At 23.9% G+C, this 14,473-nt stretch carries 12 protein-coding genes; 3 read left to right on the plus strand and 9 right to left on the minus strand.

What is annotated here, in order from left to right; all coding sequences use genetic code 4:
• Positions 1-62 precede the first annotated feature (62 nt).
• The 6 genes from D500_RS02275 to D500_RS02300 all read right to left on the minus strand — a co-directional run bounded on the left by D500_RS02275 (position 63) and on the right by D500_RS02300 (position 6,128).
• Entirely contained in the window at positions 63-524 is a 462-nt protein-coding gene (locus D500_RS02275; RefSeq protein ID WP_008364007.1) for a hypothetical protein, read from the minus strand.
• Positions 525-534: 10 nt separating this feature from the next.
• Complete coding sequence (locus D500_RS02280; protein ID WP_008364005.1) at positions 535-1,818, minus strand: glucose-6-phosphate isomerase; 1,284 nt, start codon at positions 1,816-1,818, stop codon at positions 535-537.
• A 178-nt stretch (positions 1,819-1,996) separates the two neighbouring features.
• Positions 1,997-3,892, minus strand: coding sequence for a M13 family metallopeptidase (locus D500_RS02285; RefSeq protein ID WP_008364004.1), 1,896 nt, complete (start codon positions 3,890-3,892; stop codon positions 1,997-1,999).
• Between the two features lie 10 nt (positions 3,893-3,902).
• Entirely contained in the window at positions 3,903-4,457 is a 555-nt protein-coding gene (locus D500_RS02290; protein WP_008364002.1) for a 5-formyltetrahydrofolate cyclo-ligase, read from the minus strand.
• Positions 4,450-4,887 carry an iron-sulfur cluster assembly scaffold protein gene (locus tag D500_RS02295; protein WP_008364001.1) on the minus strand — a complete coding sequence of 146 codons (438 nt, stop codon included), beginning with the start codon at positions 4,885-4,887 and terminating at the stop codon, positions 4,450-4,452. The genes D500_RS02290 and D500_RS02295 overlap by 8 nt, the downstream gene beginning before the upstream one ends.
• 2 nt (positions 4,888-4,889) lie before the next feature.
• Positions 4,890-6,128, minus strand: coding sequence for an aminotransferase class V-fold PLP-dependent enzyme (locus tag D500_RS02300; protein WP_008363999.1), 1,239 nt, complete (start codon positions 6,126-6,128; stop codon positions 4,890-4,892).
• Between the two features lie 206 nt (positions 6,129-6,334).
• On the opposite strand from D500_RS02300, the gene D500_RS02305 reads away from it, so the two are divergent.
• The 3 genes from D500_RS02305 to D500_RS02315 are packed head-to-tail and all read left to right on the plus strand — an operon-like array spanning position 6,335 to position 11,771.
• On the plus strand, positions 6,335-9,232 hold the full coding sequence (locus D500_RS02305; RefSeq protein ID WP_008363996.1) for a lipoprotein: 2,898 nt from the start codon (positions 6,335-6,337) through the stop codon (positions 9,230-9,232).
• A complete protein-coding gene (locus tag D500_RS02310) occupies positions 9,232-11,370 on the plus strand; it encodes a hypothetical protein (RefSeq protein WP_008363995.1) in 2,139 nt (712 codons plus the stop codon). Before D500_RS02305 ends, D500_RS02310 begins: the two co-directional genes overlap by 1 nt.
• Before the next feature lie 2 nt (positions 11,371-11,372).
• Complete coding sequence (locus D500_RS02315) at positions 11,373-11,771, plus strand: HIT family protein (protein ID WP_008363993.1); 399 nt, start codon at positions 11,373-11,375, stop codon at positions 11,769-11,771.
• Positions 11,772-11,806: 35 nt separating this feature from the next.
• Here D500_RS02315 and D500_RS02320 read toward each other — a convergent pair whose 3' ends face one another.
• The 3 genes from D500_RS02320 to D500_RS02330 form a co-directional block, all read right to left on the minus strand.
• The gene (locus D500_RS02320) at positions 11,807-12,787 is read right to left on the minus strand and encodes a 3'-5' exoribonuclease YhaM family protein (protein WP_008363991.1); all 981 of its coding nucleotides are present in this window, start codon (positions 12,785-12,787) and stop codon (positions 11,807-11,809) included.
• Positions 12,788-12,859: 72 nt separating this feature from the next.
• On the minus strand, positions 12,860-13,513 hold the full coding sequence (locus tag D500_RS02325) for a uracil-DNA glycosylase (RefSeq protein WP_008363989.1): 654 nt from the start codon (positions 13,511-13,513) through the stop codon (positions 12,860-12,862).
• Positions 13,506-14,435, minus strand: coding sequence for a type I phosphomannose isomerase catalytic subunit (locus D500_RS02330; protein WP_008363987.1), 930 nt, complete (start codon positions 14,433-14,435; stop codon positions 13,506-13,508). The genes D500_RS02325 and D500_RS02330 overlap by 8 nt, the downstream gene beginning before the upstream one ends.
• Between the last annotated feature and the right edge of the window lie 38 nt (positions 14,436-14,473).

Genomic DNA, 14,473 nt, shown 5'->3' on the forward strand with positions numbered 1-14,473 from the left:
TTTTTAAAAACATTTTTATTAAATCAAGTGATAATAATTGATTAACAACTTTTATTTTATAGTTATTTTAAATCTTCAACAGTTATTTTGTTTTCTTGTTTTTGATCTTTTTTACTTATTGTTAGTGCAAACACTCCACCAATAATTCCAAATAATAAACCAAAAATTATTCTCATTACTCCACAAACAACTTTGTATTTATAAGTTTTATATTTTAATGATTTAGCAGCAAATATTATTGTTATTAATGTTGGAATTGAAGCAATAATTAATAAGATGCTAGCAGTTAAAGAAAGATAAACTATACCACTAACATGGTTTCTAGGTATATAAATATCATGATTAGTTGGAACGATTGGATAACTATTAGCAGCAGCACTAACACTAGCACTTCCAACAATTAAACTAAACATTGAAAATATTGCTCATAATAATGTAAAACTACATCCAATAATAATTAAAATTAATGCTGCTTTATATGAATCATCTAATTTTTGATTTGATTTTGTAATAATCGGTTCCATAAACTACCTCTTATTTAATTCCTGGTTTTTCTAATAGTTTAAACATATTGTATTTATAAACTTCAACTCCAGGTTGATTAAATGGATTAACATCTAATAAATAAGCACTCATAGCTAAACTTAATTCAAAAAAGTAAACTAAATATCCAAATTGTTCATCATCCATTTTTTCAAATTCTAAAACAATGTTTGGCATATTTCCTGTTATTGAGTGAGCTTGAATTACTCCTTTTAAAGCAGTTTGGTTAATTTCATGAAATGTTTTATTTGTTAAATAATTTAATCCATCATAATTATCATTATCAATTGGAACATTGATATCATAAGTTGGTTTATTAATTTTAATAATTGTTTCAAACATTACATCTCTAGGTCCTTCTTGGACTCATTGACCTAAAGAATGAAGATCTGTTGAAAAAATCATACTACTTGGTAATAAACCTTTATTTTCTTTTCCTTCTGATTCACCAAATAATTGTTTTCATCATTCAGTTAGCATTTGTAATTGTAATTCATAACTAACTAAAGCTTCAGTTTTATAACCTTTATTGTATAAATAATTTCTAATTGCAGCATATTTATAAGCATCATTAGTTAAATCATCACTTACTAATTGGTTTTTTGCTTTTAAAGCCCCAGCAAAAATTTTATCTGTATCTATTCCACTAACTAGTAAAGGAAAAATTCCAACTGGACTTAAAACTGAAAATCTTCCACCAATATCATTTGGAATAACAAATCTTTGATATCCTTTTTGATCTGCTAGTTGTTTTAAAGCACCTTTGTTTTTATCTGTAATTGCAACAATTAATTCTTTTGCTTTATTAATTCCAACTTTATCTACTAATAATTTTTCAAATACTCTAAAACTAATTCCAGGTTCAGTAGTAGTTCCTGATTTTGAAATTACACAAATTCCAAAATCTTTATTTTTTAAATATTCAACTAATTGATAAATATAAGTTGAAGACATTGTGTTTCCAGCATAAATTAGTTCTACTTTGTCTTGATGATATAATCCACGGATCATTTCATCAGCAGCTCTACATCCTAAATATGAACCACCAATTCCAATTACAACTAAAGCTTGAATTTTATTTCTTAAAGTTTTAGCTACTTTTTTCATTTGTTCATATTCAGTTTTATCAAAATCAACTGGTCAGTTTAATCAACCTAAATAATCATTTCCTTTACCAGTTTTATTAAAAATCATTTGATGTACTTGTTTAATTTTGTTAAGATCTACAACTTGTTCTAAATTAATATTTGTATGATCTAAATTTACTTTAATCATATTACTCCTTTTACTTTAATATTTTACTAATAAATTTGTTTTGCAGTAATAATACAAACTAATTTAATTGAATAAATAATGATTAAAAACAGTTGAATAAACAAGTACTTATAAAATCAGTGTATCTACTAATTTCTTATTATAAAATTATTAAATGTGTTTTAAAAATTTGATTAAATTATCAAATTTTTACTCTTTTTTCTTTTGAAATATACATTTTATCTTCTGGTTGAATGTCAAATGCCTTAATGAATTCTTCGTGATTTGCAGCTTGAATATTTGCTCTTAGTTCAGTTGGAGCATGAGGATCAGTTTCTAATAATCTTAAAGCAGTTTGTTGTTTGTATTTAGATTTTCAAATTCTTGCTCAGTTAATAAAAAACTCTTTAGCATCATAATCTTTTTCTAATTGTGCTGCTTGTAAAGCACAACTAATTCCACCAGCATCAGCAATATTTTCACTAACTGTTAAAGCTCCATTACATTTACCATACTCAATTTCTCTACCATCAAAAAGATCAATCATTTTTTGAGTTTTTTGTTTGAATTTTTCAAAGTCTTCTTGTGTTCATCACATTTTTAAATTACCATTTTCATCAAAATTAGCACCATTGTTATCAAATGCATGAGAAATTTCATGAGCAATAACAGCTCCAATTCCTCCATAATTTTGTGATGTTGAGTGATTTATTGAATAAAATGAGCCTTGTAAAATTCCAGCAGGAAAAACAATGTGATTATACATTGGATGATAATAAGCATTAACTTGATATGGAGCCATACTTCAATAGTTTTTATTAATTGGTTTTTTATATTCACTAAAAACATATTTATTAATAACTTCATTAAAACTAAAAACAGTTTCAATTAAGTTATTAGAATTTGAAACTAAATCAGTATAATAAGGTTCAATTTCACTTGGATATCCAATATGTACTCCTAGTGTATCTAATTTTAATAAAGCTTTTTTAATAGTATCTTTAGATAATCAAGTATTAGATTCTAATCTATTTTTATAAATTTGAATCATATGTAAAACCATTTGTTCAACATCTTTTTTAGCTTTAGAACCTAAATATTTTTGACCATAATATAAACCAATAGGCATAGAAAAGTATTCTAAAGCTAAGTTTAAAGCATGTTTATTTTTATCTTTAACTTTGCTTTGACCACTTACAAATAATGAATATTTACTTGCTAAAATTCTAGTTTTTTCATCTAAATATTTAGAAAAACGAACAACTAACATTACTACTAGTCATGATTTAATTAATTCAAGATTTTTAGTATTAAAGATTTGATCTAAATTATTTGCAAAATTATCATCTGTAAAAATCACTTTATCAACTTGTTGATTGATTAAAGCTTTAATAATGTTATTTAAATCAAAATATTTAGTTTGCAAAACGATTTTGTCATAATCATATGGTTTGTATAATTCATTATAACGTACTTTTTCTAGTGAAGTTAAAGAGTATTTAGCAATAATTTGATCAAATTCTAAAGTTTGTTTAATAATTAAATCAACTTTTTTAACATCATTAAAATAAGGTAATAATAATTTTTTTACCATTGATTTAAACTCTTTATAAAACATAGTTGTTTTTTGTTTATCATCATAATGACTTTTATCAGGTAAAATGTGAGAAGCAATTGTTAGATAAAGTGTTTTAATACTTGAATCTAAAAAATCATTAGAAACATCAAAATTAAAAGGTAATAAATAATTTCTATAAATAAATTTAGTATAAATTTGATTTAACTGATCTAGATCTTTAATATCTAAAATTTCAAAAACATATTTTTTTAATGGTTCAATGTTATTTTTATTTCTTGATTCAAAATCACTAGTTAAAGAATAAAACTTAGTAAAGTTAATTAAATTAGCTTCTTTTAATAAACCTTGAGTTTGTTTTTTTAATAGGCTTTTTGCAAGTTTTTTAATAATAATTTCATTATTAATATCAAGTTCTACAAACTCTCCAATTGAAGAACGATCACTTGGAATTTGAGTTTTTTCTAATCACTCAGCATTTACTGATTTAAAAAGATTATCTTTAATTGTATATTTCATATAGCTCCTTTTATTTATAAATATCATTTTCAGTAATAATATAATCTAGTTTAATGTCATTACTTTGTGTTAGTATTTGATCAACTTTTTGTTTATCAAAACATATTCCAACTTTTAAATAACTAAAATTATTTAAACTAAAAAACTTATCATAAAACCCTTTACCCATTCCAATTCTGTTGAGATTTTTATCAAATCCAACAAGTGGAGTAAAAATACAATCAATTTGATCTAAACTAGCAACTATATTACTAGTTGGTTCTAAAATATTAAACTTATTGTAATTATTTAAATAACTATTATCTAATAAAACCATATTCATATTATTATCATTTAATATCTTTGGAACATAAACTAAAATATTGTTTTTAAAACATCAATTAATAATATTTATAGTTTGAACTTCATATTTAGTTGATAAAAAAATACAAATTTTAGTAAATTTATGTTCTTTAATAAAATCAATTACTTTATTAGTAATTATTAAATTACTACTAGTTATATAATCTAAATCAAAATTTTTTCTTTTTTCTAATAACTGTTTTCTTAATAAAGTTTTATTCATATTTATTTAATATTTCTAAAAGATCATTTAAAGCTAAACTAGCACATAAAATACGGTTTTTTTGTTTATGAATGTTTTTCATAACAACTAGTTCATTTAATTGATCTTTATTTACTAAATCTCCAGTTATTAAAAAATTCTGATAGTTTTTTATAAGTTCAATTGCTTTTTTAGTATCTAAGTTTAATAAATTATTAATCAAAATATCAATAGAACTTGTTGCTATTGCACAAGCTGATCCATCAAATTTCATAGATTTAATTACATTATTTTCTATTAATATTTCAATAATTAATTGATCTGCACAAGTTTGAGATTTTAATTCTTTTATAATAGCATCTTTATTATTTGTTAAAGTTTTATTAGTTGGGCTTAAAAAGTGTTTAATTATTATTTCTCTTAATAAAGAATCATTATTTATATCTATCATATTTAAAAGTATATATCTAAAAATTTATCTGTGTTTTTTAATGCTAATATTAGTTGATCAATTTCAGATTTTGTATTATAAATTGCAAAACTAATTCTTAATGCTGTTTTTATATGAATAACATCTTCTAATCTTCTAACACAATGTGCTCCAGATCTACTAGTGATATTATATTTAACATCTAAAAAAGTAGAAATATCTTGAGCATTAATTTGATTAACATTAAACAATAATAAAGGTGAATTGTTATTTAAGTTATAAAAAGTAATCTTTTTATCTAAATGATTTTCTTTAATTTTTTTAACAACATATTGTTTTAAACTAGCTTCATATGAATGTATTTTATCAATACCTATTTTTAAAATAAACTCAATAGCTTTTTTAAAACTACAAATTGCTGAAATATTTAAAGTTCCAGCTTCTAGTTTTTCAGGTAGTGTTTTTAAAGTATAACTAGAAAAGTCTTTACTAATAGCTAAACTACTACCACCACCTAAATTAAGTGGTTCTAGTTTATCTAGTCATTCATATTTACCATATAAAATTCCAATTCCAAATGGTCCATACATTTTATGAGCTGAAAAAGCAATAAAATCTACATCTCAATCTATTACATCAACTTTAAAATGAGCAATTGATTGAGCAACATCAACAACAATAATCACATTTTTATTAATTGTTCTAATTTTTTGAACTATTTTTTTTACATCATTAGTATAACCTGTTGTATTACTCATATGAGCAAAACTAACTATTTTAGTTTTACTAGTAATTATTTGATCTAATTTATTTATATCAATTCCAAATTCATCGTTTAATTCTAGATTTTTAATAACTGCATTAGTTTTTTGTTTTAATCAAATTCAAGGAACTAGATTTGATGAATGTTCTAAACTAGTAATTAAAATTTCATCATCTTTATTAATTAAATTAATTAAACCTTTAGCTATCATATTTATAGATTGAGTAGTTCCAGATGTAAAAACAATTTCACTTGTTTTATTTGCGTTAATGAATTTTTTTACAATTTCTCTTGTATTATTTAAAACTTCTAAAGCTTTATAACCTATTTTATAATCAGTTGAATGAGGGTTTGTTGAAATGTTTTTTAAATAGTTAATTTCAGCATTAATAACAGTGTTTGGCTTTAAAGTTGTAGCACCATTATCAAAATAAATTAGATTAGGATAGTTTTTTAATAAAGGAAATTGTTTTCTTAATTTAAGAAATTCGTCATTCATTTTCTCATCTCCTTTTATTTATTTATAATTATATAAGTTTTAAAAAAATTATTTGTTAATTAGTAGATAGTGTAATTTTATTAGTATTACAAGTAAACGATAATTATAAATAATTATTTTAAATTAAGTTATAATTAATTAGTATATGTGATTTTAAAAAGGTGTTTTTTTAACACATTTTAAAAACAACAGAAAGGATGATAATAGTGAAAAAGCTTTTAACTTGACTTAGTGCAATAACTCTAGTTGCATCATCTAGTGTTTTAGCTATTAGTTGTAAAACTGAACAAGTAAAAAATGAAAATTCACTTTTTTTAACTAATTTTGGAGATATTCAAATTGATTCAAAAAGTTTATTAGAATGAAATCAAAAATGAAACGGAATTAGTTCAAATAACCAAGAGCTTATTAATAAAACCAATAATCTTTTAGCAGCTGGAATTTTATTAGCAATTAGAGATAAAAAGTTACAATTACCAACAAAAAATGAAAATGGTTGAGATTCTAGTGTTAATAAACAAATTGAAGGTTTATTAGGTGATAAAAATAGTACTGATACAGCTACTTTATATGGTTTAGCAAATAAAAGTTTAAATGATTTAAAAGATAATAAATATAAAAATGATGCTAAAGGTTGATTAAAGCATTTAGAAGAAACTTTTCCTGGAGTTAAAAAAAATCTAGCTGATTTAGAAAATGCTTATAAATCAAACTTTATTTTAAATGATAGTTCAAATAGTGCTTTTATTAAGTTAAAAAATCTTTTAATGTTTAATTCAACTGTTGCTGATTCTATGTGACAAAAAGGAATTCAAACAACTAATTTAGATTGAAAAACTTTAACAAGCAATTTTGCTAATGCTTATGCTGGGAAGAACAATTTAAATGATTTAGTTAAGGACATTAAAGATACTTTTACTAAGGCAAATGTTAAAAATTGAAATGATGCAAAAATAATCACTTTTACAAATATGGTTAATGGGTTAGGGGGTATATCTGAACAAAATTCAACAAGTGGTAGTGGTTCTAATAATACACTAACTATTACTTATAGTTCTGCAAAAGATGTTCAAAAAAAGATCGCAGCTTCTAATAGTGGTCAAACTAATGGTGAAGAATGAATCAAAGAAGTATTAAGAAAAGTCTCTGATAATGCTAACAGTGGTTCTATTGCTTTCAGTCAGTGAAATCCTTCTTATAATTATGATGCTCAAAAAGGACCAAAAGATTTTATAAATTATAATAATCAAAAACCTACATCTTGAACAGAAATAGTTAAAGAAATTCCACTTCTAGAAAATGGTGAGTTAAAAATAGACCCCATTAAGGGTGAATATGGTGCAATTTCAAACTCACAAAAATATGCTATTAATAATTATTTTAATTCTGAAAAACCAGTTGTTTTTTCTGATCTAATATTCAAATTCTCAAATAATAAAACATCATCAGATATTGAAAAAAATTTATCATTAAAATCACTAATACCTACTGAAGTTTCAGGACAGGATTTAACTACTAAGTTAATAGAAAGATTTCAAGGAATCCAATCTGTTTTACAAACTTATGTAGGCAATGATAGCAAAAAAGACCAAGAACCTTATACAGCTGGTCTTTCGAGATTTGACACTGTGTTTAGAGGCGAAGATGCTAAAATAAAAGCAAATACCACTTCAAACAAATCAACTGATTTTAAAAATTGAACAGAATGAGATACTAAAAACGATCATCATAAGATTAACGCAAACGGTAAATTATTAACCCTTAGTGATACTACATATTCTGATACTTTAAAATTTTCAATTTATGACTTCTTAACAAATAACAATAACAGTAATAATTTATGACAGTGAAAAGATGAAAGTAATAGACCAATAGAACCTGAAAAATTTAAAGAAATGTTAGTTGAAGGTGGTTTATCAAATGATGAAGCAAGCAAAATTGATAGTGCTATTCAACAAACATCAATGAAAAATCAGTCTCAAGATGCTGCAAGATTAACTATTTATAATCTAGCTGAGTTGTTTAAAAAAATTAATCAAAAAAATAATGCTTCATCAGCCGCTTCTTCCACAAGTAGCAGCGGTTCTAGTTCATCAAGTTCTTCTTCTAACACCGAATCGAATAATGGTATTAATAAAAATTCAAATATCTACACTATATTAAATAAAGAAGAGGGAATAATAGCATTTATTGATGGTGATGGTCTACATATCACTAAAATTGATGGTTATAAATTAATCAATAATAAAACAACACAACCATCGGTTGGTGCAGCAGCCAATCAATCAAATAATAATAACTCAATTAAACAAACCGCTGTTTTAAAACAAATTAGATCTCTTTATTCTACAACAAATGCTAGTGTTCTAGTTCCATATCTAATTAATTCAGCACTTGAAAATAACACATCAACTACTTTATCTTCAGGTAGTTCAAGTTCATCAGGAACTACTTCTTGAGATTGAACAGAAAAAGATAAGGCAAATGCACATTCAGTTAAAAATCTTGGAATAGATATCAACTCATTAAATGCCAATATTAATAATGATTATGAAAGATTCCTAATAAACACTTCATTAATAGATAATTCTAAAACTAAACCGTTTTATAACATTGATATTTTAAGTGAAGTTTCAAAATCAATTCAGTCAGGAAGTGATGCTTCATTACAAGCTAATTGATTGATTGAATTATTTACAAAAGTACTAAAAAATGATCAAAAAAAAGAAGTTAATTTGTTAAACACTATTATTTCTACAGAAAATCCAAAAGATAATAATGAAATCGAAAAAATATTCTTATATCAGGCAAAGAATTTAAAAGTTTCAGGTATTAGAAAATTGCAGCAAGCTAATCAAAAGTGAGTAAGTAAAGTTAAAGAAAATTATAAGAAATACTCAAAAGATCCTTCATTAAACAAAAAATTTATACCTGATCAAGTTATAGACTTAAATTCTGATATCAACAGCAAAAAAAGATATGATCTTTTATTACAATCACAAATTTTTAACCCCGAAATAAAAGCACAGAACAACAATGCTAGTGGTTTGTCATCTGGTGGTGTAAGTTCTAGTGGTGCAACTACAACAAGAGGTGATGTATAATGAAAAAACTAATAACAATTTTAGGATCATTATGCCTATCAGCAGGAGCTACAGTTACCTCTGTAGCATGTACTACTAAAAATGATAAATTTGATAAACCATCTATAACTGATGAATTAGCACAAAAAATAATAAGTGGGTTGAAATTATCTAATGATTTTAGTTTTACTAGAGGTGAACAATTTTCAAAATTAGACTATAAATCATTAATATTAGATATGATTAATGAAACAATATCTAAAAATAAATATTCTGACAATTTAAGTAATCTATCTAGAAAATTTGGTTTAAGCATTCCCAAAACAAAAGAATTAGGAGAAAAAAAAGCACAAGAAGTTTTAAAAAACTTGGCTACAATTAGATTATTTGCTGACTATACATCAAAAAGAGCTGCTGAAGAACATTCAGATAATATTGATTTAGGATATAGTGAAAATTATCCTTTAAATCCATATAATCTTGGATTAGAAAAAAATAAAAAAGATGACACAGTTTATGCAATTTACTATAAAAATCCTACATCAACTAATGGTGGTGGTTCAACTTGATTAAGATGACAAACAACTGGAGAATTTGACACTCCACAAAATACTGTACCAAGCATACCTCAGTTACCAAGCGTTAGTTTATTAACTGAAAATAAAAATAATTTTAGAATTGCCAAATTAACAAAACCAACTGATCAGCAATACATTAATAAAACAGCTTCTGTTAGCGATGATGGAAAGGAAACTGGCAATGGTAAAACTGAGCAAGTTGAATGATATAAAATTTCTAATAATAATTTTGAGACAGATGGTCAAGGAATTATGCAATATAGATTTATGTATCACTTCAAAACCAAAATAGAATCTAAATTATTTAATGATTTACTAGGCCATGCATATATTGACTCAAACTTATTTATAGATAAAAACGATAATACTTCTGCATCAAATAAGAAAATAATTTTAAATAATGTAAGTAAATTAATTAGTGATATTCAATCAAATTATTCACAAGTTGATAGAACTGTTTCTAATGTTAAGATGGTATGAGTTTTTTCATTAGATCAACAAAAAATATCTGAGGCAAATAAACAAATTGAGGGATTTGTAAATTCTAATGGATTATTAACAAACAAAGATAGCAAAAATAAAATAAAGAATGTTTTCGACAAGATTAAAGAAAAAGTCACAAATGAAAGCAAACAAGGTACTGATTCATTGTTTTCTATTAGTGGATTTAATGGTTTTGTTAAAAATAAAGACACTACTATTGAAAGTTTAAGCGGAGATTTAAAAATAACTGAGGAAGCTAAAAAAGCTGTAGCTCAAGTTAATGCTCCGGCTTTACTAACAAATAATAACAGAGGGTTTGCTTCTGAAGTAAGTGGTAACGTAGATTATGTATTTGTTTTGCCAATTTACCTAAATGATATTTTTTCAGCTAACGATATGCAAATTAAAAAAACCACTTCTAATGGTGGAGGCTCTAATGGAGGACCAGGAACTGGAACAGCTGGACAATCGTATGAATTAAATATATTAAAAAATACTTGAGTCAACTTAAATGATAAATATTCATTAGACAATCGCTATTTTAAAAATCTAAATATTAAGAAAGTTACATCAAAAAGTAATGGGGATGTTTTAATAGCAAATAAAGATAATAAATGATATGTTTCATTAAAGGATGACAAAAGTGATAGGCAAATAGAAGTTGAATATTCTGACAATACTAAAAAAACAATTTCTTTAAAGAAAATAGAAGAAAAAGATAAAAAGGCATTGGACTTCACTTATAGATTATCTAGTTTAGAATTTAACCAACAATTATTCAAAGATAAATTGAAAAATACAAGCATCACTTATGATATCAATCTAAAAAACTATGATAATATCAAAGATAAACAAAATGATGCTTATATTTGAAACAATGATCCTAAAAAATCAAACGATATTCAAGAACTATCAGCAGCTAAAAAACAAGTATTATTAGACCAATTAGAAGCAATTACAGCTAAAAATCCTGATGTACAAAATGCTGCTAAAACAGAACTATATAGTGCTTATTTATACACAGATGGAATTTATTACAAATCTCTATTTGATGAGATTTCAAAATACATAGAAAGTGAAAAACCTACATTAGACTAATTATGGATTGCTTATTTTGTAAAATTATAAATCAAGAAATTCCATCATTTAAAGTTTATGAAAATGAATTTGTTTATAGTTTTTTAGATGTAAGACCTGTAAGTAATGGACATTTATTAATTGTTCCTAAAAAACACTTTGAAAACTTTAGTGCTTGTGATGATAAATATCTACAAGAAGTAATATTAGCTAAAAAATACTTAGTTAATTTATTAAAAGAAAAATTAAATCCTAAAGGATTTAATTATTTATCAAATGAACAACCTATTTCTGGTCAAACTGTTTTACATTATCATGAACATATAATGCCAAAATATGAACAAGAAAAAGGGTTTTTATTAAAAGCAAATATTGTTGATATAAATGAATTACAAGATACTTTTAAAAAAATAGTTGAATAATAATAAAAAAAATAGAAGCTTATTAAATAAGGCTTCTATTTTTTATGTTTATAAAACATTCTATTATCTATACTTACAATTTTTTGAGTTCAAGTATCTAGTTCTATTTTTGATAATTCATCATTAATTTTATAAACTTTAGCATCTAAATCATCTAAAGTTGATAAAATCACAGCTTCAATTAACACCGGTTCGATGGGGGAACCAAATTCTTTCTTACCGTGACTAGCTAAAATCATGTGTTGTAGTAAAGTAATTTCTTGATTAATTTTATTATTTTGATCTTTATATAAGTTTAATTGTTCAGCTAGTTTATTAATTTCAGCATTTCCTATTGAAATATGACCTAGTAGTTTTCCTTCTAAACTATAATCACTACCATTAACATCAGCTATTTCAATAACTTTACCAATATCATGTAGAATAGCTCCACATATTAGTAAATCTCAGTCAATATTTGCATAAAAATAATTTTGTTTTAAACTTAAAACGTTTTTTACAAGAGTATAACTATGTCAAAACAACCCACTAGTAACGTTGTGATGAATACTCATAGCAGCAGGAAAAGTTAGAAATTCTTTTTTATATTTTTCTAACAAACTAAGTGTAATAGTTTTATAAGTTTGATTATTAATACTATTTAAAAGACTAATTAATTCTTGATAATTAGTTTTAATATCTAAAGGAGCAGAAATGTATAAATCAGTTTTATTTAAATGATATTTTATTAAATCTTTTTCATCAATTATTAAATAATCTTCAATTTTTAATTGCAATATATTTCGATATTCATGAACTAAAGTATCTTTTAATAAAATAATAGCGTTTGGTTTTAATAACTGTTTATCTTTTTCATTAACTATTCATTTTCTAGCTTCAATTCTTCCACTACTATCAGCTAAATGTAATATTAAATAATTATTTCCGCTACTTCCTGTTGAAACTATAACTCTTTCAATTCTTAAAATAGTATCTATTAAATGATCTTTTATATTAATATCTTTAACTTTTTTCATTAGTTGTCTTCTTTCTAATCTATCTATATTATTTTATATGATTAATTAGATAAGAACTAATATTAGAACTTTTTAAAGACTTCAGTTTATAGGTTTAATATTTAATTCTAATAGTAAATTATTAATTCTACTAAATGGTTTAGTATTTTTAAAACCTTTATAACTTAAAGGTGAAGGATGAGCTGATTTAATTACATAATTAGATTTAATTAGTAATGAATCATACATTTTAAAAGCAAAATTTCCTCATAAACAAAAAATTACATTTTTATTATGTAATATAATTTGTTCTAAAATCTTTTTAGTAATTTTTTCTCACCCTAAATTAGCATGAGAATTTGGTTTATGAGCTATTACAGTTCAACAAGAATTAATTAAAAACACACCTTGTTTTACTCAATTTTCTAAACTATTGTTATTAAAATGATCTATATTTAAATCAGCTTGTAGTTCTTTAAAAATGTTTTTTAAACTAGCTGGAGTTTTTATATGATCTGAACTAAAAGCAACTCCATTTGCTTGATTAAAATCATGATATGGATCTTGACCAATAATTACTACTTTAATATTATTTAAATCACTTAATTTAAATAAGTTTAAAACATCTTCTTGTTTTGGAAAAACTATTTGATCATTACTATAAGCTTTATTAATTAAATTATTAATTTGATCAAATAAATTTAAATCAGTAAATAGTTTATTTCAACTTGGATGTAAATTAGTCATTATTTTTAATTCAAGATATGATAATCTTGATTTTTCCCTTAACTATTAATTTTTCAATACCATTTATAGTAATAGCTGATTGACCTTGTTTAAAAAACATATCATTAATATACCCATACCCACTAATTACAGTTAATTGTAATCAATCACATTTTTCATCAACTTCAAATTCTTTAATATCATTACAATCTAAAACAAATAATGAAAAAAAATCTGATGAAAATACTTTATTATTAGCATTATGAATAATTAAATCATCACTATCAGGAGTATTTGTACATTGTATAGAATTAAAAATATCTAGTTTTCTAGGCTTATTAGTAGTTTTATCAATTCTATTATAATCATAAAATCTATAAGTTATATCACTAGATCTTTGTAGTTCATAAACTACTAGATTTGGTGTTATTGCATGAATTTTACCAGTAGGAACGTATAAAAAATCATTTCGTTGAATTCTAACTTTTTTTAATAATTGATCTCATTTATTTTGATTAACTAAATTAGTTAGTTCAGCTTTATTTTTTGCCATATGTCCATAAATTAACTCAGCATTTTTATTAGCATCAATTATATACCAACTTTCAGGTTTTCCTAATTGGTTATGATGAGTTAAAGCATAATTATCATCTGGATGAACTTGAACTGATAAATAATCATTAGCTGTTATGATTTTTACTAATAAAGGATAACTACCTTTATAGTTATTAAAAAGTTCTTTATGATTTTCAAATAATTCTTTTAAACTCAAATTATTGTATTGATCATCACTATCTATATAACTCATTCCATTTTCATGAGCTGAAATTACTCAAGCTTCACCAATATCAGTTTGATCTGCTATATCAAAACCAAAATCTTTTAACCTATCTGAGCCTCATATTTTTTTAGAAAAATAAGGTTTAAGCTTTAAAATTTTCATAATTACTTTCTATAGTTTTTAATAATCAAATAAAGTTA

The sequence above is a fragment of the Mycoplasma feriruminatoris genome (assembly GCF_000327395.2).
GTDB classification, from domain to species: domain Bacteria; phylum Bacillota_I; class Bacilli_A; order Mycoplasmatales; family Mycoplasmataceae; genus Mycoplasma; species Mycoplasma feriruminatoris.